The organism is Streptomyces sp. NPDC056222 (assembly GCF_042264065.1).
Taxonomy (GTDB): Bacteria; Actinomycetota; Actinomycetes; order Streptomycetales; family Streptomycetaceae; genus Streptomyces.
Genome location: NZ_JBHJTL010000121.1, coordinates 1 through 21,603 on the forward strand (window position 1 = coordinate 1; position 21,603 = coordinate 21,603).

The following is a 21,603-nucleotide window of genomic DNA, read 5'->3' on the forward strand; positions in this document are numbered from 1 at the left end:
GCTCGTACGGTCGGTAGGTCGACCCGATCAGGCGGAGAGGCCCAACTCCCGTGCGATCAGCATCCGCTGGACCTCGCTGGTGCCCTCGCCGATCTCCAGGATCTTGGAGTCGCGCCACATCCGCGCGACCGGGTACTCGTTCATGAAGCCGTAGCCGCCGTGGATCTGGGTCGCCTCGCGGGCGTTGTCGACGGCCACCGTCGAGGAGTACAGCTTCGCGATCGCCGCCTCCTTCTTGAAGGACTCGCCGAGCACCAGCCGGGACGCCGCGTCCCGCCAGCCGATGCGGGCCATGTGCGCCTTCGTCTCCATGTCCGCGATCTTGAACTGGATGGCCTGGTTGTCGCCGATCGGCCGGCCGAAGGCGTGACGTTCCTTCGCGTACTTCACCGACTCGTCGACACAGCCCTGGGCGAGTCCGGTCGCCAGCGCCGAGATCGCGATCCGGCCCTCGTCCAGGATCCGCAGGAACTGCGCGTAGCCGCGGCCCTCTTCGCCGAGCAGGTTCGCGGCGGGCACCCGGACGTCGTCGAAGGACAGCTCACGGGTGTCCGAGGCGTTCCAGCCGACCTTGGAGTACGGGGCGGCGACGGTGAAGCCCGGGGTGCCGGACGGGACGATGATCGAGGAGATCAGCGGGCGGCCGTCGGGCTTGCGGCCGGTGACCGCCGTGACCGTGACCAGACCGGTGATGTCCGTACCGGAGTTGGTGATGAAGCACTTCGAGCCGTTGATGACCCAGTCGTCACCGTCGCGGACGGCGGTGGTGCGGGTGCCGCCGGCGTCGCTGCCCGCGCCGGGCTCGGTCAGGCCGAAGGCGCCCAGGATCTCGCCCGAGCACATCCGGGGCAGCCACTCCTGCTTCTGCTCCTCGGTGCCGAAGCGGTAGACCGGCATCGCGCCGAGCGAGACCCCCGCCTCCAGGGTGATGGCGACGGAGGAGTCGACGCGGGCGAGCTCCTCCAGTGCGATGCCGAGGGCGAGGTAGTCACCGCCCATCCCGCCGTACTCCTCCGGGAAGGGCAGGCCGAACAGGCCCATGCGGCCCATCTCGCGGACGATCTCGTACGGGAACTCATGGCGCTCGTAGTAGTCGCCGATCTTCGGGGCGACGACGTCGTGGGCGAACTCCTCCACGGTGCGGCGGAGTTCCTCGTGCTCTTCGGAGAGCCGGTGGTCGAGGGACATGGCTAGGACTCCTTGTGGGAGAGCGCGCGAACGGTACGGGAAGGGCTCGGTCGGCCCAGTTGGTCGGCCATCCACACGCTGGTGGCGGTGAGGGCGGCCAGGTCGACCCCGGTCTCGATGCCGAGGCCGTCGAGCATCCACACGAGGTCCTCGGTGGCGAGGTTGCCCGTGGCGCTCTTCGCGTACGGGCAGCCGCCGAGGCCGCCGGCGGAGGCGTCGACGGTCGTCACACCGTGCCGGAGCGCGGCGAGGGTGTTGGAGAGCGCCTGCCCGTACGTGTCGTGGAAGTGCACGGCGATACGGGAGGTGGGGACGCCGGCCTCGTTGAGTCCCTGGAGCAGGGCCTCCACATGGCCGGGGGTGGCGACACCGATGGTGTCGCCGAGGCTCAGCTCGTCGCAGCCCATCTCGGCGAGGGCCTTGGTGACGCGGACGACCTGTTCGACGGGGACGGCACCCTCCCAGGGGTCGCCGAAGCACATCGAGAGATAGCCGCGGATGCGGAGGCCCTGCTCTATGGCGCGGGTGACGACAGGCTCGAACATGGCCAGGGCCTCGTCGACGGTGCGGTTGAGGTTGGCCTTGGCGAAGGACTCGGTGGCGGAGGCGAAGACGGCGATCTCGCGGGCGCCGAGGGCCATGGCACGGTCGAGCCCGCGCTCGTTGGGCACGAGGACCGGGAGCCGGGCGGATACGCCCGTGAGGAGCGGGAACAGCTCCTCGGCGTCCGCCAGCTGGGGCACCCACTTGGGGTGGACGAAGCTGGTCGCCTCGACGGTGTCGAGCCCGGCGGCGGCGAGGCGCCGGACGAACTCGGCCTTCGTGGCGGTCGGGACGACGGTCTTCTCGTTCTGGAGCCCGTCGCGAGGGCCGACCTCGTGGATCCGCACCCGGGCGGGGAGCCCCTGGGCGGGCACGGTCATGGGCAGGCCCGTGGTCATGATTCCTCCCTGGGGGTCACCACGGCGAGGATCTGGTCCATGGCGACGGTGGAGCCGGGGGTGACGTCCAGCTCGGTGACGGTGCCGGCGTGCGGGGCGGAGATGACGTGCTCCATCTTCATGGCCTCGACGACGAGCAGACTCTGCCCGGCCTCGACCTCGTCCCCGACCGCGACCTTCACGACGGTGACGGTTCCGGGCATGGGCGCGGCGAGCGTGTCGGCCCCACCGTGCCGGGCGCCGGTGAGGGCGGCGGCGACGGGGTCGTGATCCAGGACGTGCCAGGAGTCCCCGTCCCGGCCGAGCCAGATCCCCTCGGGGGAACGGGCGAGGCGGAAGTGGTGGGTGACGCCGTCGAGCGACAGCGTGAGCCCGCCGTCCCGCCCCGAACCCCCGCCCGGGGTCGGCGGGTTGCCGACGAGCGTGGCGGTGACCGGGTCGGCCGGCACCTCCGGGTCGCCGAGCAGCAGCTCCGCGGAGTTCGCCGTACCGCGGACGCGGACGGACACCGGGTCGTGGCCCGGGACGCGGAAGTGGTGCGGGGTCCGGGCGGGCGTACCGCCCAGGCGCCAGCCGGTGGGGGCGTCGAACGGGTCCGTCCAGCCCTCGGCCGGGGGAGCCGGGGGGAACTGACGCAGCAGCGCCGCCGCCGCGTACACCTCGTCGGGGACGCCCGTCGGGACCAGGCTCTCCGCGTCCCGTTCCACCAGGCCCGTGTCCAGGTCGCCGGTCATGACGTCCGGGTGGGACAGCAGACGGCGGAGGAAGCCCGCGTTCGTCGGGACGCCCAGGGTCGTCGTGTCCGCCAGGGCCGCACGGAGGCGGCGGAGGGCGGTGGGACGGTCGGGCGCGTGGACGATGACCTTCGACAGCATCGGGTCGTAGAGGCTGCCGACCTCCGTTCCCTCGCTCAGGCCCGAGTCCGTGCGGACCCCTCCGCCCTGCGGCTCGTGGAGCGAGAGGACCGTGCCGCCCGAGGGGAGGAAGCCGCGCGCGGGGTCCTCCGCGCAGATGCGAGCCTCGATCGCCCAGCCGTCCAGGTGGATGTCGGACTGGGCGAAGGCCAGCTTCTCGCCGGCCGCGACCCGCAGCTGCCACTCCACCAGGTCGATCCCGGTGATCAGCTCCGTCACCGGGTGCTCCACCTGGAGCCGGGTGTTCATCTCCATGAAGTAGTACGAGGACGGGTCCACGCCCGGCACGATGAACTCGACCGTGCCCGCGCCGACATAGCCGCACGAGCGGGCGGCCTCGACCGCCGCCGCGCCCATCTGCTCCCGGATCTCCGGAGTCAGCAGGACGCTCGGCGCCTCCTCGATGATCTTCTGGTGGCGCCGCTGCAGCGAGCACTCGCGCTCACCGAGGTGCACGACATTGCCGTGCCCGTCCGCGAGGACCTGGATCTCGATGTGCCGGGGCCGGTCGATCCACCGCTCCACGAGCAGCGTGTCGTCGCCGAAGGACGACCGCGCCTCGCGCCGCGCCGCCGCGATCTCGTCGGTCAGCGTCGACAGGTCGCGTACGAGCCGCATTCCCTTGCCGCCGCCGCCCGCCGAGGGCTTCAGCAGCACAGGGGCGCCCAACTCGCGCGCCGCCGCCTCCAGTTCCGGATCGGCCGCGCCCGGAACCACCGGGACGCCCGCTGCCTTCACCGTCTCCTTCGCCCGGATCTTGTCGCCCATCAGGGAGATCGCGGAGGCCGACGGGCCGATGAAGACCAGACCCGCCTCCGCGCACGCCTGCGCGAACCCGGCGTTCTCCGCGAGGAAGCCGTAGCCGGGGTGGACCGCCTGAGCGCCCGTCCGCCGGGCCGCGTCGAGGAGCGCCTCGACCGAGAGGTACGACTCGGAGGCCGGCGGCGGACCGATCCGTACCGCCGTGTCCGCCTCCCGTACATGACGGGCCTCGGCGTCCGCGTCGCTGTACACCGCCACCGAGCGGACGCCGAGCGCCCGCAGGGTGCGGATGACCCGGACCGCGATCTCGCCCCGGTTGGCCACAAGGACTGTGTCGAACATCTTCTGAGGTCCCCTCACATCCGGAAGACGCCGAACTGGGGGTCACCCAGGGGCGCGTTGGCGCAGGCCGTGAGGGCGAGGCCCACCACCTGTCGGGTCTCCATCGGGTCGATGACCCCGTCGTCCCAGAGCCGCGCCGTCGCGTAGTAGGCGCTGCCCTGGGTCTCGTACTGCTCGCGGATCGGGGCCTTGAAGGCGTCCTCCTCCTCCGCGCTCCACTCGTCGCCGAGCTGGTCCCGCTTGACCGTCGCGAGGACGGACGCGGCCTGCTCGCCGCCCATGACCGAGATCTTGGCGTTGGGCCACATCCACAGGAAGCGCGGCGAGTACGCCCGGCCGCACATCGAGTAGTTGCCCGCGCCGTACGAGCCGCCGACGACCACGGTCAGCTTCGGGACCCGGGTGGTGGCCACGGCCGTCACCATCTTGGCGCCGTGCTTGGCGATGCCGCCGTGCTCGTACGCCTTGCCGACCATGAAGCCGGTGATGTTCTGCAGGAAGAGGAGCGGGATGCCGCGCTGGTCGCACAGCTCGATGAAGTGCGCGCCCTTCTGGGCCGACTCGGCGAACAGGATGCCGTTGTTGGCGACGATGCCGACCGGGTGCCCGTGGATCCGGGCGAAGCCGGTGATCAGCGTCTGCCCGTACTCGGACTTGAACTCCTGGAAGCGGGAGCCGTCCACGACCCGGGCGATGACCTCGCGCACGTCGTACGGGGTACGGGAGTCCACCGGCACCGCGCCGTACAGCCCGGCGGGGTCCACCTTCGGTTCCTCGACCGGCTCGACCGACCAGGGCAGCGGGCCGCGCTCGGGGAGCGTCGCGACGATGTTCCGCACGATCCGCAGCGCGTGGGCGTCGTCCTCGGCGAGGTGGTCGGTGACGCCGGAGATCCGCGAGTGGACCTCGCCGCCGCCCAGCTCCTCCGCCGTGACGACCTCGCCGGTCGCGGCCTTCACCAGCGGCGGACCACCGAGGAAGATCGTGCCCTGGTTCCGTACGATCACGGCCTCGTCGCTCATCGCCGGGACGTACGCGCCACCGGCCGTGCAGGAGCCGAGGACCGCAGCGATCTGCGGGATGCCGGCGCCGGACATCCGGGCCTGGTTGTAGAAGATCCGGCCGAAGTGCTCGCGGTCCGGGAAGACCTCGTCCTGCATGGGCAGGAACGCGCCGCCGGAGTCCACGAGGTAGAGGCAGGGGAGACGATTCTCCAGTGCCACTTCCTGGGCCCGCAGATGCTTCTTCACCGTCATCGGGTAGTACGTGCCGCCCTTGACGGTCGCGTCGTTGGCGACGATCACGCACTCGCGGCCCGAGACCCGGCCGATGCCGGCGATGACTCCGGCGGCCGGTGCCTGGTCGCCGTACATGCCGTTCGCGGCCAGCGGGGCGAGCTCCAGGAAGGGCGACCCCGGGTCCAGGACGGTGTCCACGCGGTCGCGCGGCAGCAGTTTGCCGCGCGCGGTGTGCCGGGCGCGGGCCTTCTCGCCACCGCCGTTCGCGGCCGCGGCGAGTTTGGCGCGCAGCGTGGCGGCCAGCTCGTGATGGGCCGCCTCGTTGGCCTGCCAGGCCGGCGACGCGGGGTCCGCCGCGCTCGTCAGCACAGGTGCCTGCTGCATCGACTGAGCTCCCTTGCTCGGTTAATGAGCGTTAACGTATGGCTTTCAGGTTAACGACCGCTAACCCCATTGTCTAGAATCGATTCCATGACCACCACCGCCAGGACCGACGCCCCCACGCGCCGCGAGCAGATCCTCAAGGAGGCCGCTCGCCTCTTCGCCGAGCGTGGGTTCCACGGCGTCGGCGTCGACGAGATAGGAGCCGCCGTCGGCATCAGCGGCCCCGGGCTCTACCGGCACTTCGCGGGCAAGGACGCGATGCTGGCCGAGCTGCTCGTCGGCATCAGCGAACGACTCCTCGACGGCGGGCGGCTGCGCGTGGGCGAGGGGGAGAGCGACCCGCGGGCGCTGCTCGGCTCACTCATCGACAGCCACATCGACTTCGCACTCGACGACCGGCCGCTGATCACCCTCCACGACCGGGAGCTGGACCGGCTGAAGGACGAGGACCGCAAGCGGGTGCGACAGCTCCAGCGGCAGTACGTGGAGCTGTGGGTGGCGGTCGTACGGGAGCTGTACCCGGCGTCCTCCGAGAGCGAGGCGCGGGCGGCGGTCCACGCCGTCTTCGGGCTCCTGAACTCGACGCCGCACCTCGCCGCGCTGGGCAGGACGTCGATGGAAGCGCTCCTGAGGCGCCTCGCCCACGGGGCGTTCGGGGCCCTGGCCGACGCGTAGGCGCCGCCCTCGCGGGTCCCGCAGGGCGGAATGATTGCCCACAACAGGGCCCGGTCCAGCAGAATGAGGCCCATGCCGATACTCAGTCGCCCCGCCCTCGTCGAGCACCTTGTACGGACCCGGATCGCAGGTGATGTCGCCACCCCGCGCGACAACAACCTCTCCCACTACCGCAAGCTCGCCAACGGCGACCGGCACTACTGGCTCGGCCTCGAGCTCGGCGACCGGTGGACCGACGAGCAGGACGTGCTCGCCGTCATGGCCGAGCGGTGCGGGGTCAACGACGACCCCGCCCACCGCACCGGGCAGGACACCATCGACCCCGACCTGACCGTCGACGGCCTCGACCGGATGGCCGCCCGGCTGCGCAAGGCCGCCGCGGGCAAGGAGCGGGTGCTGTTCGCGACCGGACACCCGGGCGCGCTGATCGACGCCCACAGCCGGGTCGCCGCCGCCCTGCGGGCCAAGGGCTGCGACATCGTACGGATCCCCGGCGGGCTCATCGCGGACGAGGGGTACGTCGTGCAGTTCGCCGACGTCGCCGTCTTCGAGCGTGGCGCCACTCTCTGGCACACCCATTCGCCGGAACCCATGAACGCGATCCTGGACGCCCTCGGCGAGGACGGCCGACCGGATCTCGTCGTCGCCGACCACGGCTGGGCCGGGCGCGCGGGCCAGCGGGGCATCGACTCGGTCGGCTACGCCGACTGCAACGACCCGGCCCTCTTCATCGGCGAGGCCGAGGGCACCATGCAGGTCACGATCCCCCTGGACGACCACGTCCTGGACCCCCGCTCCTACGAGCCGCTCACCGACTACGTGCTCGACGCGTCCGGTCTGCTCTGACCCGGGGCGACCCCCGGTGTCGGGTCCAGATAGACCCGGCGGACGGAGGGGAAGCGCTCCCGCAGCTGCTCCTCCGCCTCCTCGCAGGCCCACTCGACCTGCTCGGCCGAGGACACGTCACGGAAGTCGACCTTCGCGGCGATCATGACCTCGTCCGGGCCCTGGATCAGCGTCGTCAGCTCCAGGACGCCGATGATGTGCGGGACCGAGAGCAGCTCCTCGCGGACCGCCTCCCGCATCGGGCGCGGCAGCGGGCGGCCGATCAGCAGCTCCGCGTTGGAGCGGCCGAGCACCCAGGCCACGTACACGAGCAGCGCGCCGATGAGGATCGAGGCGACGCCGTCCCACACGGCCGAGCCGCTGATCTCGACGCCGAGCAGGCCGCCCGCCGCCAGGAGCAGGCCGGCCAGGGCGGCCGAATCCTCCATCACCACGGCCTTGACGGTGGTGTCGGGGGTGCGCCGCAGATAGCGGCCGAAGGGAGCCTTCATCCGCTCCGCCTCGCCCCTGACCTGACGGACGGCGGTCCGCAGGGAGAGGCTCTCGAGCACGAAGGCGACGCCGAGCACGATGTACGACACGAGCGGGTCGCCCATCTCCTCGCCGTGGACGAGGGTGTGGATGCCGTCGTAGACCGAGAAGACCGCGCCGCCGACGAACGTGGCGACGGCGGCGAGCAGCGCCCAGACGTAGCGCTCGCCGGCGTACCCGAGCGGATGGTCCTCGTCCGCCGGCTTCTCGCTCCGCTTGAGCGCGGTGAGCAGCATGACCTCGGTGACCGTGTCGGCCACCGAATGGGCCGCCTCGGAGAGCATCGCGCTCGATCCGCTGATCAGCCCCGCCACCGCCTTGGCGGCGGCGATCCCGAGGTTCGCCACCGCCGCCACGATCACCGTGAACACGCTCTCGCCCTGTTCCGCCATGGACCGGACGGTATGTCCGGGCGTCGGTGCGGACGACGAACGACACCGCCCCTCCTGAACGACGGTGCTAGAAATGAGGCATGGCTGGTTTCATCGGCCACATGCGCTCGATGCTGAGCGCACGCACCGTCGCCCGTCAGGTCTTCCTCCTCCAGGTGGCGATCGTGGTGCTCCTGGTCGTCGCGGCCATGGTGGCGCTCGTCCTGCAGTCCCGTAACGACAGCGAGCGGGAGGCCCGCACCCGGTCCCTCGCGGTGGCGCAGACCTTCGCCAGTGCGCCCGGCCTCGAAGAGGCCCTCGCCGGCTCCGATCCCTCGGCGGTCCTGCAGCCCAGGGCCGAGCAGGCGCGCGCCGGGTCCGAGGTGGCGTTCATCGTGGTGATGACACCCGACGGGGTGCGCTACACCCATCCCGACCCCGATCAGATCGGGCGGCGGTACATCGGCACCATCGCCCCGGCGGCGGCGGGCGGAATCGTCAGGGAGACCGTCACCGGCACCCTCGGCCCCTCCATCCGCGCCGTCGTGCCCGTCGTCGGACAGAACGGCGAGGTGATCGCCCTGGTGGCCGCCGGAGTCACCAGCGACCAGGTGAGCGGGATCGTCGAGGCCCAGCTGCCCCTGCTGTTCGGCACCGCGGCCGGCGCCCTCGCCCTCACCACCGGCGGAACCGCGCTGGTCAGCAGGCGGCTGATGCGCCAGACCCACGGTCTGGGGCCCGCCGAGATGACACGGATGTACGACCACCACGACGCGGTGCTGCACTCCGTGCGCGAGGGCGTGCTCATCCTCGACGGCGAGCAGCGTCTGGTCCTGGCCAACGACGAGGCGCGCCGACTCCTCGATCTCGCCCCCGACGCACCGGGCCGCGCGGCGCTGGACCTCGGGATCGACCCGGACATGGCCCGGCTGCTGGACTCGGGTCGGCCGGCCGCCGACGAGGTGCATGTGGCCGGCGACCGCCTGCTGGTGGTCAACCAGCGGCCCACCGACCGTGACGGCGGTCCGCCCGGCACCGTCGTCACCCTGCGGGACACCACCGAACTGCAGGCGCTCACCGGCAGGGTCGACATCGCGCGGGAGCGGCTGCGGCTGCTGTACGACGCCGGAATGCGCATCGGGACCACGCTGGACGTCGTGCGGACCGCCCAGGAACTGGCGGACTTCGCCGTCCCCCGGTTCGCCGACTTCGTCACCGTCGACCTCGCCGACCCGGTCGTGCTGGGGGAGGAGCCGGCGGGACGGGGCGCGGACATGCGCCGCGTGGCCTTCCGCGGCATCCGGGACGACAGCCCGCTCTACCCGACCGGCAGCCTGATCAGCTTCGTGCCGTCCACGCCCCAGGCGGCCGGCTTCGGAACGGGGAAGGTGGTCATGGAGGCGGACATGGCCGCGCTCTCCGGCTGGCAGCAGCAGGATCCGGCGAACGCCCGCAGGCTCCTCTCGTACGGGATCCACTCGATGATGGCGGCCCCGCTGCGGGCCAGGGGCGTCGTCATGGGCGTGGCCACGTTCTGGCGTGCCGAGAAGCCCGAGCCCTTCGAGGAGGACGACCAGTCGCTCGCCGAGGAACTGGTCGCCCGCGCCGCGGTGAGCGTGGACAACGCCCGCCGCTACACGCGCGAGCACACCATGGCGGTGACCCTGCAGCGCAGCCTGCTGCCCCGGGCGCTTCCCCAGCAGACCGCCGTGGACGTCGCCCACCGCTACCTGCCGGCACAGGCCGGCGCCGGCGGGGTGGGCGGTGTCGGCGGGGACTGGTTCGACGTCATCCCCCTGCCGGGCGCCCGGATCGCCCTCGTCGTGGGGGATGTCGTCGGGCACGGCCTGCACGCCGCCGCCACCATGGGACGGCTGCGGACCGCCGTCCACAACTTCGCGAACCTGGATCTGCCCCCGGACGAGCTGCTGTGGCACCTGGACGAGCTGGTCGCCCGGATCGACGAGGACGAGGGCGAGCACGAGAGCGAGGGCGAGGACGGGAGCGCGTACGAGGACGGGAGCGGTGCCGGCGGCGACGGCGGTGCGGTCGCGCAGGTCACCGGCGCCACCTGCCTCTACGCGATCTACGACCCGGGCTCCCGGCTCTGCACCCTGGCCCGCGCCGGGCATCTCGGCCCCGTCCTCGTGCGGCCCGACGGCAGCGCCGAGTTCCTCCGGATCCCAGGTGGCCCACCGCTGGGCCTGGGCGGCCTGCCCTTCGAGACGGTCGAGCTGGAACTCCCCGAGGGCAGCACCCTCGTGCTCTACACCGACGGCCTCGTCGAGGACCGCGGCCGTGACATCGACGAGGGTCTCGAACTGCTCCGCCGCGCGGTCGCCCACCCCGGCCGCTCCCCGGAGGAGACCTGCCGCGCCGCCCTGGAGTGTCTGCTGCCCGGCCGTCCGCGCGACGACGTCGCCGTGCTGGTCGCCAGGACCCGCGTCCTGGACACCGACCACACCGCCGCCTGGGAGGTGCGCTCCGCCCCCTCCGCCGTGGCCCCGGTGCGCGCCGAGGCCACCCGGACGCTGGAGCGCTGGGGCCTGCACGAGGAGGCGTTCGTCACCGAGCTGATCCTGAGCGAGCTGGTCACGAACGCGATCCGCTACGGCACCGGCCCGATCCGGGTACGGCTGATCCGCGACCGTGTCCTGATCTGCGAGGTCTCCGACGGCAGCAGCACCGCCCCGCACCTTCGCCGGGCGGCGGACTCGGACGAGGGCGGCCGGGGTCTCTTCCTCGTGGCCCAGTTCGCCGAGCGCTGGGGAACCCGGTACACGGCCGAGGGCAAGGTCATCTGGACGGAACAGATCATCCCCGGCCAGATGCCCGGCCGGGGATGATCTTCGAGAAAAGTTCGACGCCTCAGCGCGGGACGCGGACGACGCCCTCCTGGATGACGGAGATCGCCAGCTTTCCGTCCTGCGTGTAGATCCGTGCCTGGCCGAGGCCCCGCCCGCCCGACGCGGACGGCGACTCCTGGTCGTACAGCAGCCACTCGTCGGCACGGAACGGCCGGTGGAACCACATCGCGTGGTCCAGCGACGCCCCGACGACGTCCCCGACCGCCCAGCCGCCGCGCCCGTGGGCGAGCAGCACCGAGTCGAGCAGCGTCATGTCGGAGACGTAGGTCGCCAGGCAGACGTGCAGCAGCGGATCGTCGGCCAGCTTGCCGTTCGTACGGAACCAGACCTGCGAGCGCGGCTCGCGCGGCTCCCCGACGGAGCCCCACGGCGGAACCTCGGCGTACCGCAGATCCACCGCCGCCCGTGCCTCGACCAGCCGCTGCGCGACGTGCTCCGGCAGGTGCCGGGGCAGCATCTCGGCCGCCGTCGGCAGGGACTCCGGGTCCGGCGCGGCCGGCATGTCGTACTGGTGCTCAAGCCCCTCCTCGTACGTCTGGAAGGACGCGGAGAAGTGGAAGATCGGCTGCCCGTGCTGGACGGCGACGACCCGGCGGGTGGTGAAGGATCGGCCGTCGCGGATGCGGTCGACCGTGTAGACGATCGGCGCACCCGGGTCCCCGGCGCGCAGGAAGTACGCGTGCAGGGAGTGGACGAGCCGGTCCTCGGGGACGGTCCGGCCGGCCGCCACCAGCGCCTGGGCGGCCACCTGGCCGCCGAAGACGCGGGGGACGACCGCGGAGCGGGACTGTCCCCGGAAGATGTTCTGCTCGATCTGCTCGAGGTCGAGCAGATCGAGCAGGGCGTCGAGAGCCTCGGGCACTTACAGACCCATCGACTTGGCGATGATCGACTTCATGATCTCGCTGGTGCCGCCGTAGATGCGGTTGACGCGGTTGTCGGCGTACAGACGCGCGATCGGGTACTCGTTCATGTAGCCGTAGCCGCCGTGCAGCTGGAGGCAGCGGTCGATGACGCGGTGCGCGACCTCGGTGCAGAAGAGCTTGGCGCTCGCGGCCTCGGCCGGGGTCAGCTCGCCGGCGTCCAGGGCCTCCAGGGCGCGGTCGGCGACCGCCTCGGCGGCGTCCACCTCGGCCTGGCAGGCGGCCAGCTCGAACTTGGTGTTCTGGAAGTGCGCGACCGGCTTGCCGAAGACGGTGCGCTCCTGCACGTACTGCTGGGCGAAGCGGACGGCGGCCTTGGCCTGCGCGTAGGCGCCGAAGGCGATGCCCCAACGCTCGGAGGCCAGGTTGTGGCCGAGGTAGTAGAAGCCCTTGTTCTCCTCGCCGAGCAGGTCCTCGACCGGCACCTTCACGTCGACGAACGCCAGCTCGGCGGTGTCGGAGGTGCGCAGGCCGAGCTTGTCCAGCTTGCGGCCTATGGAGTAGCCCTCGGACTTGGTGTCCACGGCGAAGAGGGAGATGCCGTGGCGGCGGTCCTCGGCCGTCGGGGCGGCGGTACGGGCGCAGACGATCACGCGGTCGGCGTGGACGCCACCGGTGATGAAGGTCTTGGCGCCGTTGAGGACGTAGTGCGTGCCGTCCTCGGAGAGCTTGGCCGTGGTCTTCATGCCCGCGACGTCGGAGCCGGTGCCCGGCTCGGTCATCGCCAGCGCCCACATCTCGTCACCGGAGACGAAGTTCGGGAGGTAGCGCTTCTTCTGCTCGTCGGTGGCGAGCATCTTGATGTAGGGCAGGGCGAGCAGTACGTGCACGCCGGAGCCGCCGAACTGGACGCCCGCGCGCGCGGTCTCCTCGTAGAGGACGGCCTCGAACTTGTGGGTGTCCAGGCCCGCGCCGCCGAACTCCTCGGGGACGTTGATCCCGAAGATACCCAGCTCGCCGAGCTTGCCGTAGAACTCGCGAGGCGCCTGGCCCGCGGCGAACCACTCGTCGTAGACGGGGACGACCTCGGCCTCGATGAAGGCCCGGATGGTCTCCCGGAACGCCTCGTGGTCCTCGTTGAATACCGTACGGCGCACGAGCCGCCTCCTTCGGAGTCCTGGGTACCTGACGCAGCATGCCTAAGCGCTTGCTCAGTCAAGTTACCCATCGGTTCGCGCCGCTGTCCAGATCTGAACCCCCGGCGTTGCCCATATCACGTCCGGTCAGGACCGAGATGCCTCGCCGCCGACCCAGCGGCCGTTGAGGGTGTCGTACTCGAACACCGGACGTCCCTCGACGCCGCTGGTGCGGAACGGCCGGCCGTCGTCGGTGATCCGGACCGTGCCGGAGCGGCCCTCGCTGCTCCACTCGAGCTCCAGGTACCAACGGCAGTCGCAGCCGGCCGCCCCCGCCGAGACCAGCAGCTCCTCCGGCTCGGCGGCGCTGACCACGTACGGGAAGGAGACCGCAGGGAGCGTCCGGCCTTCCTCCCCGGAGGCGTCGTACCCGTCCACCGCCCGCGCCACCGGCCGCGGCCGGTCCAGGTCCACCTCGAAGCGGCGCGGCGTCACCGCCCCGCCGCACCCGTCGTCCATCCGGTACGCCGCCCACGGCAGCGGCGCGCCCCGCTCCACCACCCGCACGTGCAGCGCCTGGAGCACCACCGCCGCCGCGCCCTTCCCCTGCACCGACACCCGCACCAGCGTCTCCCCGCCGTCCACGGCCCTCTGCGCAGCCGCCCAGCTCCGCGCGTCGGCCGCCTCCGGCGGGGGAGGGGGCGTCCGCTCCACGAGGTAGGTGTGCCCGCACCCGTTCTTCCAGATGTGCGAGGCGACCGTCCACGTCAGCGGCGCCGGTGGTTCGGCGGCCCTCTCCCGGGTCTTCCCGGGCAGGAGTACGGCTCCGAGCGTCACCGTCCCCACGACCGCCAGCGCCCCGCAGACCACGCCCACCCACCCCCACCGGCGCCTCCGCCGCCCGGACGGGAGGCCCGGCACGCGCGCGTGCACGGGTTCCGGCTCGGGCTCGGGCGCCGCCTCCGGGGCCGGCGCGGGCTCCGGGCCGGGCTCGGGCGCCGGCTCCGTGCCGGGTTCCGGTGCCGGAGGGCGGCGGGCAGTGTCCGCGCGGGTCCAGGCCATCTCCAGGGCCCGCCGCTCCTCCTCGTCCGCCCCGCACAGCAGGGCGAGGCGGTCGACCACGGCGAACTCCTCCGGGACGGTCGCGCCGGAGCAATAGCGGTGGAGGGTGGACGCGCTGACGCTCAGGCGCCGGCCCAGCGCCTCGTAACTCCTCCCGTCCCGCGCCTTCAGCGCGCGCACGAGCCGCGCGAACTCCTCGACGGCGGCGTCCTTCGGCATTCCATCCCCCTCGACCCTGTGTCCCACCCTTCACGTCCTTGCACGTCAGCGGGGGTGGAATGGTTCCGGGACGGACGGTGGGCGCGTCACCGTTGCAGGCGGCGGGCGCCGGCCCGACGCTGGTCGAGCACTGACCGAACGACCCGACGGGGGATCCACCACCATGAACAGGCTCCGTACCGCACTCGCCACCGCCGCCGCTGCCGCCCTGGGCCTCGCGGCCCTCGCCACGGCCCCGGCGCAGGCCGCCGCCCAGCCCGCCTTCCTCGCCGCATCCCAGATGCCGCCGTCGTCGACGCCGTGGACCGCCACCCAGGTCTTCACCGGCGTCCCGGAGAACGGCGGCGCCCTCTGCGCCCCGTACAAGATCCCGGCGCAGAACACCCGCTACCGCGAGTTCAACACCGAGCTCGACACCAACGGCGTCCAGATCACCACCGTCGCCCGCACCGAGGCCGACGCCGTGAAGCTGGTCGACACCCTCCGCAAGGCCCTCGCCGGCTGCGGGCCCCTGCTGGAGCGGCAGAACCCGGGCCTGCAGGCCGTCAGCGCCTCCCACGGCAAGGTCGCCGTCGAGGAGGGCGCCTGGGTCTACAGCCTGGACACCGCCGACCCGCAGATCGGCACCACCGACATCCACCTCTTCGCCGTCGGCCGAGACGGCCGCACAGTCACCCTCGTCCGCTGGGGCCAGATGGGCGACCTGGAGGACGCCCCGCTGACCGCCTTCCGCACCACGACGAAGACCGCCGTCAACAAGCTCCACTGACCCGGGCCGGAGCGCCCGGCGCGGCGGTCACCCGGGGGAAATGGCCGCGGCGCCGGGCGGCTGTGGCAACCGGCCGAGGGCGAACCACAGCTCCATCCGTACGTCCGCGTCGTCCAGGTCCATGTCCAGGAGCGTGGCGCAGCGGGCGATGCGCTGGCGGACGGTGTTGCGGTGGATGTCCATGGCGACGGCCGTGCGGTCCCAGTTGCCGTGCAGCGAGAGCCAGGTGCGGAGCGTCTCGGTCAGCGGCACGCCGATCGGCGCGAGCACGCTCCGGGCGTACGCGGCCGCCTCCGCGGGGTCCATCAGCCCGCCGAACCCGGCGGGCCGATGGCGTACGAGCGCCGCGCGGGTCGCCTCCGCCCGTCGCAGCGCCCGCCCGGCCTGAGCGTCGCCGACCGCGAGGTCCCGGGCATCGACGGGGGAGCTGACTCCGAGGGTCCACCCGGGCTGCGCGGTGGCGGGGGAGGAGGCGGGCAGGAGGAGCCGGACCACGCCTTCGTCCGGCCCGCCCGTGTCGAGCAGCGGAGTGCCCAGGGCGGAGGCCAGGGTCGACGCGGCGAACGGGGTGCCGTCGCCGCCCTGGGCATGGACCACCGTCCAGGGGCCCGGGCCCAGGGCGGCCGCGGCGTCGGCCGGGGGAGTGCCGAGCAGCAGGCGGACCAGGGCCGCGTCCCGGGCGGAGACGTCCGCGCCGCGGTGCGGGGCGGTCAGCAGGGAGAGCAGGACGACCGCCACCCCGGCGATCGTGTGGTCCGCGGTCTCCCGCCGCTCGGCCGCCACACCCAGCGCGAGCCCGTCGCCGCCGCCCAGCGCGTAGGCCGCGAGCACCATCCCGCCGCCGTCCCCGCTCGCGGACGCCGGTCCTCCGGGGCGCGGGCCCACCACCTCCGCCAGGTGCCGCAGCGCCGTCTCCGCCTCCGAGTCGATCGCCCGGCCCGCCGCCGCGTACACCGTGCCGTCCGCCGCGTACAGCACCGCCCGCCCGCCGAGCCGGGACGCCAGCGCGCCGAGGACCGCCGGGACCGGCGCCGGCCGGGCGGCCGCCGTGGCCAGCGACTGCTGCGCCTCGGTCACCCGGCGCAGCTCGCGGAGGCGGGCCTCCGCCATCAGCCGCCACACCGCCCGGGCCACCGCCGTGAACGGCGTCTGCGGGGGCACTTCGAGCAGCGGCAGCCCATGGCGCTCGCAGGCCGCGACGAGCTCCGCCGGGACCGTGTCGTACACCGGCGCGACCCCGAAGCCGAGCGCCGCGGCGCCCGCCTCCACCATCCGCTCGACGTAGCGCGCCGGATCGGCGAGCTGCACGCCCGCCGTCATCAGCAGCTCACCGCCGAGCAGATACGGATACGGGTCGGCCATCTCGGAGGTGTGCACCCAGTGGATGGCCGTGTCCTCGGGTCCGGCCAGCAGTCGCAGGCCGAGATCCTGGCGGCCGAGCAGTGCGGCCAGTGAGACCGGTGGGGCGGGCGGGGCCGGTGGTGTGGGCGTGGGCTCCTGTGCGGACATGCGTGTGGACCCTTCGTACATCCCGCCTGTGAACAGTGGATGAAACGTACACTTCATCGTCGCTTTCCGGCCACCTACTGTCGTCCCATCCAGCGGCCGCGGGTACGGGCGGATGTCCCCGCGATCAGTCACTGGAGTCACTCCACCCGCACGACACGCCACCGAAGTGAACGAGGGAGGGCCCCATGGCCGTCGACTACACAGTGATCGTCCTGTACTTGGCCGGGATGCTCGCGATGGGCTGGTGGGGTATGCGCCGCGCCAAGTCCAAGAGCGAGTTCCTGGTCGCCGGCCGTCGCCTCGGGCCCTGGATGTACTCCGGGACCATGGCCGCCATCGTCCTCGGCGGCGCCTCCACCATCGGCGGCGTGGGCCTCGGCTACAAGTACGGTCTCTCCGGCGCCTGGATGGTCTTCACCATCGGCCTCGGCCTGCTGGCCCTCTCGGTCTTCTTCTCCGCCCGCATCGCGCGGCTGAAGGTCTACACCGTCTCCGAGATGCTCGACCTGCGCTACGGCGGCAAGGCCGGCGTCATCTCGGGCGTGGTCATGTGGGCGTACACGCTGATGCTCGCCGTCACCTCGACCATCGCGTACGCCACGATCTTCGACGTCCTCTTCGACCTGCCCCGCACGGTCGCGATCGTCCTCGGCGGCGCCATCGTCGTCGCGTACTCGACACTCGGCGGCATGTGGTCCATCACCCTCACCGACATGGTGCAGTTCGTGGTGAAGACCATCGGCGTGCTGATCCTGCTGCTGCCCATCGCCGTGATCAAGGCCGGCGGCTTCGCCGAGATGAAGGCCCAGCTGCCCACCGAGTACTTCGCCCCGCTCGGCATCGGCGGCGAGACGATCTTCACCTACGTGCTGATCTACACCTTCGGCATGCTCATCGGCCAGGACATCTGGCAGCGGGTCTTCACCGCCCGGACCGACAAGGTCGCCAAGTGGGGCGGCACCGTCGCCGGTACGTACTGCCTCGTCTACGCCCTCGCCGGTGCCGTCATCGGCACCGCGGCCAAGGTGCTCTACCCGAACCTGCCCAGCGCCGACGACGCCTTCGCGACCATCGTCAAGGACGAGCTGCCCATGGGTGTCCGGGGTCTGGTCCTCGCCGCCGCGCTGGCCGCCGTCATGTCGACCTCCTCCGGCGCGCTGATCGCCTGCGCCACCGTCGCCAACAACGACATCTGGTCCAAGTTGCGCGGGCTGACCACCGGAGGCGGCGGCGAGGACCACGACGAGGTGAAGGGCAACCGCCTCTTCATCCTCCTCATGGGCATCGCCACCATCTGCATCGCCATCGCCCTGAACGACGTCGTGCAGGCCCTGACCGTCGCCTACAACCTGCTGGTCGGCGGGCTGCTCGTGCCGATCCTCGGCGGCCTCCTGTGGCGCCGAGGCACCGTGCAGGGAGCCCTGGCCGCGGTCACCGTCGGCGGCCTGTCCGTGATTGGCCTGATGTGGGCTTACGGAATCTTGGCAAATGAGCCTGTTTACTATGGTTTGTTGGCCTCGCTCGCCGCTTATGTGATCGTTTCCCTGGCGACCCGCCCGACGGACGCCGCCGTGCTCGCGAACTGGCGTGCCCGGCTGGCAGGCCAGGACGCGGCCGACGCCGACGCCGACGCGACACCCGAGACCGTGCCGGCCGCCGCGACCGGCTGACCGCACCGCAGACTCCCGGCCGGGGCCCCGAGACCCGAGGCCCCCGACCGGACACCACCGACACACCCCAGGAGGACCCGACCATGAGCAGCGACCAGAACGCCTTCCGCGGCCCGACCGACTCGTCCCGCATCCCGCGGTACGCCGGTCCCGCGACGTTCGCCCGGCTGCCGCGACTCGACGAGGTCGGCACCACCGACATCGCCGTGGTCGGCGTCCCCTTCGACAGCGGTGTCTCCTACCGCCCCGGCGCCCGCTTCGGCGGCAACGCCATCCGCGAGGCCTCCCGCCTCCTGCGCCCGTACAACCCGGCACAGGACGCCTCGCCGTTCGCCCTGGCCCAGGTCGCCGACGCCGGTGACATCGCCGCCAACCCGTTCAACATCAACGAGGCCGTCGAGACGATCGAGGCCGCGGCCGACGACCTGCTCGGCACCGGCGCCCGGATGATGACCCTCGGTGGCGACCACACCATCGCCCTGCCGCTGCTGCGCTCCGTCGCCAAGAAGCACGGCCCCGTCGCCCTGCTTCACTTCGACGCGCACCTCGACACCTGGGACACCTACTTCGGCGCCGAGTACACCCACGGCACCCCGTTCCGCCGCGCCGTCGAGGAGGGCATCCTCGACACCGAGGCCCTCTCCCACGTCGGTACGCGCGGCCCGCTGTACGGCAAGCAGGACCTCACCGACGACGAGAAGATGGGCTTCGGCATCGTCACCTCGTCGGACATCTACCGTCGCGGCGCCGACGAGGTCGCCGACCAGCTGCGCCAGCGCATCGGCAACCGCCCGCTGTACATCTCCATCGACATCGACTGCCTCGACCCGGCCCACGCGCCCGGCACCGGCACCCCGGAGGCGGGCGGCATGACCTCCCGCGAGCTCCTGGAGATCCTGCGCGGCCTGTCCTCCTGCAACCTGGTCTCCGCCGATGTCGTCGAGGTCGCCCCGGCCTACGACCACGCCGAGATCACCGCGGTCGCCGCCTCGCACACGGCGTACGAACTGACGACGATCATGTCGCGCCAGATCGCGGAGAGCCGCGCGGCGCAGTAGCGCGAGCCGCTCGCCCGACCTGGCCCGCCCCGGCCGGGCGAGCGCTGAAGGCCGGGCACCTCGGGGCCGTCCCCCCCCGGGTGACCCTCCGTCGGCCGACCGCCCTCCGGTGCAGCTGCTGCCGTGCGGTCGGGTGGCTACCCGGGGCCGTCCCCTCCGGTGGCCGGTGACGCGTGGCCGCCAGGAGCCGGCCCCGAACCCGGTGGTCCGGGGGCGCCCCCGGGCGTCTCGGCCCGTGGCGTCGCCCGGTGGCGTCGGCGGGGACCCGGCGCCGCCCCGGGCCGCCCTCGGGCCGTAACGTCGACACCGGGGTCGTGCCCGCCGCCGACGGGCCGCGCCGCCCGGACCGGCCGGGCCCACCCGCGACACCGGGCCGAGCGTCATCCGCCCTCACCCGCACCACCCGCCGTACCCGACCGACCACGCCACCCTGGGGAACGTCCATGACCCACGACCACGACCTGGTACTCCGCCCCACGGAGGCGCAGATCACCGCCGCGCTCAACCCGCCCGCCGGGCGGAACGGCGGGGACCTCGTCGTCGAGACACTCTCCGGTCTCGGTGCGACCACCGTCTTCGGCCTGCCGGGCCAGCACGCCCTCGGCATGTTCGACGCGCTGCGCCGCTCCTCCCTCACGTACGTCGGACTGCGCGTCGAGAACAACGCGGGCTTCGCCGCCGACGCGTACGGCCGGATGACCGGCGAGGCGGCCCCGCTGCTGCTCTCCACCGGCCCCGGCGCGCTCATGTCGCTCGCCGCGCTCCAGGAGGCGGCGGCCGCCTCCGCGCCCGTCCTCGCGATCGGCAGCCAGATCCCGGTGGCCGGACTCGGCGGCGGTCGGCACGGCTACCTCCACGAGCTGCGCGACCAGCAGGCGTCCTTCCGCGACATCGTGAAGTCGGTGCACACCGTCCGTACGCAGTCCCAGATCCCGTCCGCGATCGCCGCGGCCTGGGAGTCGGCGCTGACCGCGCCGCACGGGCCGGTCTGGGTCGAGATCCCGCAGGACGTCCTCCTCGCGGAGACCTCCCTGCCCGTGGTCACGGCGATGGACGCGACGCCCGAGGAGGTCGTCCCGCGCCCCGAGCTGACGGCGGTGGCGGCGCATCTCCTCGCCAACGCCGAGCGGCCCGCGATCATCGCGGGCGGCGGTGTCGTCCGCTCCGACGCCTCCGGCAAGCTGCGCGCGCTCGCCGAGCGGATCGACGCGCCCGTGGTCACCACCTTCGGCGGCAAGGGCGCCTTCCCCTGGGAGCACCCGCTCTCGCTGCAGTCCTGGCTGGAGGACCGCCACACCACCGACTTCCTGGAGGACGCCGACGTCCTGCTGGTCGTCGGCTCCGGCCTCGGGGAGCTGTCCTCGAACTACCACACGTTCGCCCCGCGCGGCCGGGTGATCCAGATCGAGGCGGACGCGGGCAAGCTGGAGTCGAACCACCCGGCGCTGGGTATCCACGCGGACGCCCGTCTGGCGCTCTCCGCGCTCCTGGAGACGGTGGAGGTCCGCGAGGACGCCGACGCCCCCGAGCGGGTCAAGGCGGTCCTCAGCAAGGTCCGTGACCGGATCGCGGCCCAGGACCTGGGCCTGGAGCAGCGGATCGTGGCCTCGGTCCGCGAGGCCCTGCCGGACACGGCGGCGAGCTTCTGGGACATGACGATCCTCGCCTACTGGGCCTGGTCCGCCTTCGACGCCCGCCACCCCAACACGATGCACTCCGCCCAGGGTGCCGGCGGCCTCGGCTACGGCTTCCCCGCCGCCCTCGGCGCGGCGGCGGCCGACCCGACCCGCCCGGTCCTCGCGGTCTCCGGCGACGGCGGCGCGATGTACTCGATCGCGGAGCTGGCGACGGCGAAGCAGTACGGCTTCGACGTCACCTGGCTGATCGTCGACGACGGCGGCTACGGGATCCTGCGCGAGTACATGACGGACGCGTTCGGCGAGGCCACGGGCACGGAACTGGCCCGCCCGGACTTCGTCGCCCTCGCGGAGTCCTTCGGCGTCCCGGCGTCCCGCACGACCCCCGAGACCCTGACGGCCGACCTCGCGAAGGCCCTGGCCACCCCCGGTCCGTCGGTCGTGGTCCTCCCGGCCCTGCTGCGGATGTTCGAGCCGACGCACCTCTGACCGGCCCGGTCCCCCGAGGGCCCGCCGCACGGGGCCGATCTCGGAGGTGTCGCACCCGAGGATCTCGGCCACGTCCGCGAGGATCCGTTCGGACGACAGTGTCTGGTTCACCGGTTGGCTCCTGTTGGTGTG

The 21,603-nt window shown here is 72.5% G+C and carries 16 protein-coding genes; 7 read left to right on the forward strand and 9 right to left on the reverse strand.

Going from position 1 to position 21,603, the window contains the following annotated elements:
- Positions 1-27: 27 nt before the first annotated feature.
- From ACFC0D_RS34600 to ACFC0D_RS34615, 4 genes are read right to left on the reverse strand one after another with little or no spacing between them, the layout of a single operon-like run.
- Positions 28-1,188: an acyl-CoA dehydrogenase family protein gene (locus ACFC0D_RS34600; RefSeq protein ID WP_376444909.1), complete on the reverse strand. Its 1,161-nt coding sequence runs from the start codon at positions 1,186-1,188 to the stop codon at positions 28-30.
- 2 nt (positions 1,189-1,190) lie between these two features.
- Positions 1,191-2,129: a hydroxymethylglutaryl-CoA lyase gene (locus ACFC0D_RS34605; protein ID WP_376444912.1), complete on the reverse strand. Its 939-nt coding sequence runs from the start codon at positions 2,127-2,129 to the stop codon at positions 1,191-1,193.
- The gene (locus tag ACFC0D_RS34610) at positions 2,126-4,147 is read right to left on the reverse strand and encodes an acetyl/propionyl/methylcrotonyl-CoA carboxylase subunit alpha (protein ID WP_376444915.1); all 2,022 of its coding nucleotides are present in this window, start codon (positions 4,145-4,147) and stop codon (positions 2,126-2,128) included. The genes ACFC0D_RS34605 and ACFC0D_RS34610 overlap by 4 nt, the downstream gene beginning before the upstream one ends.
- A 14-nt stretch (positions 4,148-4,161) precedes the next feature.
- Complete coding sequence (locus ACFC0D_RS34615) at positions 4,162-5,769, reverse strand: carboxyl transferase domain-containing protein (protein ID WP_376444918.1); 1,608 nt, start codon at positions 5,767-5,769, stop codon at positions 4,162-4,164.
- Between the two features lie 87 nt (positions 5,770-5,856).
- Between ACFC0D_RS34615 and ACFC0D_RS34620 the strand changes: the two genes are divergently transcribed.
- The gene (locus ACFC0D_RS34620; RefSeq protein WP_362357574.1) at positions 5,857-6,444 is read left to right on the forward strand and encodes a TetR/AcrR family transcriptional regulator; all 588 of its coding nucleotides are present in this window, start codon (positions 5,857-5,859) and stop codon (positions 6,442-6,444) included.
- 72 nt (positions 6,445-6,516) lie between these two features.
- The gene (locus ACFC0D_RS34625) at positions 6,517-7,290 is read left to right on the forward strand and encodes a phosphatase (RefSeq protein WP_376444923.1); all 774 of its coding nucleotides are present in this window, start codon (positions 6,517-6,519) and stop codon (positions 7,288-7,290) included.
- On the opposite strand, the gene ACFC0D_RS34630 is transcribed toward ACFC0D_RS34625, so the two are convergent.
- On the reverse strand, positions 7,260-8,213 hold the full coding sequence (locus tag ACFC0D_RS34630; RefSeq protein ID WP_376444927.1) for a cation diffusion facilitator family transporter: 954 nt from the start codon (positions 8,211-8,213) through the stop codon (positions 7,260-7,262). The two genes, ACFC0D_RS34625 and ACFC0D_RS34630, sit on opposite strands and share 31 nt — an antisense overlap.
- Before the next feature lie 80 nt (positions 8,214-8,293).
- Between ACFC0D_RS34630 and ACFC0D_RS34635 the strand changes: the two genes are divergently transcribed.
- Positions 8,294-11,038 carry a SpoIIE family protein phosphatase gene (locus ACFC0D_RS34635; protein ID WP_376444931.1) on the forward strand — a complete coding sequence of 915 codons (2,745 nt, stop codon included), beginning with the start codon at positions 8,294-8,296 and terminating at the stop codon, positions 11,036-11,038.
- A 22-nt stretch (positions 11,039-11,060) separates the two neighbouring features.
- On the opposite strand, the gene tesB is transcribed toward ACFC0D_RS34635, so the two are convergent.
- From tesB to ACFC0D_RS34650, 3 genes are all read right to left on the reverse strand, one after another.
- Positions 11,061-11,921, reverse strand: a complete 861-nt coding sequence (gene tesB / locus ACFC0D_RS34640; RefSeq protein ID WP_376444934.1) for an acyl-CoA thioesterase II — start codon at positions 11,919-11,921, stop codon at positions 11,061-11,063.
- The gene (locus tag ACFC0D_RS34645) at positions 11,922-13,079 is read right to left on the reverse strand and encodes an acyl-CoA dehydrogenase family protein (RefSeq protein ID WP_376444936.1); all 1,158 of its coding nucleotides are present in this window, start codon (positions 13,077-13,079) and stop codon (positions 11,922-11,924) included. It abuts the gene before it with no gap.
- 126 nt (positions 13,080-13,205) lie between these two features.
- Complete coding sequence (locus ACFC0D_RS34650; protein ID WP_376444939.1) at positions 13,206-14,339, reverse strand: helix-turn-helix domain-containing protein; 1,134 nt, start codon at positions 14,337-14,339, stop codon at positions 13,206-13,208.
- 163 nt (positions 14,340-14,502) lie between these two features.
- Here ACFC0D_RS34650 and ACFC0D_RS34655 point away from each other — a divergent pair, with 163 nt between their 5' ends.
- Complete coding sequence (locus ACFC0D_RS34655) at positions 14,503-15,108, forward strand: hypothetical protein (protein WP_376444941.1); 606 nt, start codon at positions 14,503-14,505, stop codon at positions 15,106-15,108.
- A gap of 27 nt (positions 15,109-15,135) precedes the next feature.
- Here ACFC0D_RS34655 and ACFC0D_RS34660 read toward each other — a convergent pair whose 3' ends face one another.
- The gene (locus ACFC0D_RS34660; protein WP_376444944.1) at positions 15,136-16,617 is read right to left on the reverse strand and encodes a PucR family transcriptional regulator ligand-binding domain-containing protein; all 1,482 of its coding nucleotides are present in this window, start codon (positions 16,615-16,617) and stop codon (positions 15,136-15,138) included.
- 185 nt (positions 16,618-16,802) lie between these two features.
- Here ACFC0D_RS34660 and ACFC0D_RS34665 point away from each other — a divergent pair, with 185 nt between their 5' ends.
- The 3 genes from ACFC0D_RS34665 to ACFC0D_RS34675 all read left to right on the forward strand — a co-directional run bounded on the left by ACFC0D_RS34665 (position 16,803) and on the right by ACFC0D_RS34675 (position 21,471).
- Positions 16,803-18,287 carry a sodium:solute symporter gene (locus tag ACFC0D_RS34665; RefSeq protein WP_376444946.1) on the forward strand — a complete coding sequence of 495 codons (1,485 nt, stop codon included), beginning with the start codon at positions 16,803-16,805 and terminating at the stop codon, positions 18,285-18,287.
- Positions 18,288-18,370: 83 nt separating this feature from the next.
- Complete coding sequence (gene speB / locus ACFC0D_RS34670; RefSeq protein WP_376444948.1) at positions 18,371-19,345, forward strand: agmatinase; 975 nt, start codon at positions 18,371-18,373, stop codon at positions 19,343-19,345.
- A gap of 443 nt (positions 19,346-19,788) precedes the next feature.
- Positions 19,789-21,471, forward strand: coding sequence for a thiamine pyrophosphate-binding protein (locus ACFC0D_RS34675; protein ID WP_376444950.1), 1,683 nt, complete (start codon positions 19,789-19,791; stop codon positions 21,469-21,471).
- Positions 21,472-21,603: the final 132 nt, after the last annotated feature.

Coding starts and splice junctions, on each gene's coding strand:
- ACFC0D_RS34600 (WP_376444909.1), bottom strand. CDS start 1,188: ATGTCCCTCGACCACCGGCTCTCCGAAGAGCACGAGGAACTCCGCCGC.
- ACFC0D_RS34605 (WP_376444912.1), bottom strand. CDS start 2,129: ATGACCACGGGCCTGCCCATGACCGTGCCCGCCCAGGGGCTCCCCGCC.
- ACFC0D_RS34610 (WP_376444915.1), bottom strand. CDS start 4,147: ATGTTCGACACAGTCCTTGTGGCCAACCGGGGCGAGATCGCGGTCCGG.
- ACFC0D_RS34615 (WP_376444918.1), bottom strand. CDS start 5,769: ATGCAGCAGGCACCTGTGCTGACGAGCGCGGCGGACCCCGCGTCGCCG.
- ACFC0D_RS34620 (WP_362357574.1), top strand. CDS start 5,857: ATGACCACCACCGCCAGGACCGACGCCCCCACGCGCCGCGAGCAGATC.
- ACFC0D_RS34625 (WP_376444923.1), top strand. CDS start 6,517: ATGCCGATACTCAGTCGCCCCGCCCTCGTCGAGCACCTTGTACGGACC.
- ACFC0D_RS34630 (WP_376444927.1), bottom strand. CDS start 8,213: ATGGCGGAACAGGGCGAGAGCGTGTTCACGGTGATCGTGGCGGCGGTG.
- ACFC0D_RS34635 (WP_376444931.1), top strand. CDS start 8,294: ATGGCTGGTTTCATCGGCCACATGCGCTCGATGCTGAGCGCACGCACC.
- ACFC0D_RS34650 (WP_376444939.1), bottom strand. CDS start 14,339: ATGCCGAAGGACGCCGCCGTCGAGGAGTTCGCGCGGCTCGTGCGCGCG.
- ACFC0D_RS34655 (WP_376444941.1), top strand. CDS start 14,503: ATGAACAGGCTCCGTACCGCACTCGCCACCGCCGCCGCTGCCGCCCTG.
- ACFC0D_RS34660 (WP_376444944.1), bottom strand. CDS start 16,617: ATGTCCGCACAGGAGCCCACGCCCACACCACCGGCCCCGCCCGCCCCA.
- ACFC0D_RS34665 (WP_376444946.1), top strand. CDS start 16,803: ATGGCCGTCGACTACACAGTGATCGTCCTGTACTTGGCCGGGATGCTC.
- speB (WP_376444948.1), top strand. CDS start 18,371: ATGAGCAGCGACCAGAACGCCTTCCGCGGCCCGACCGACTCGTCCCGC.
- ACFC0D_RS34675 (WP_376444950.1), top strand. CDS start 19,789: ATGACCCACGACCACGACCTGGTACTCCGCCCCACGGAGGCGCAGATC.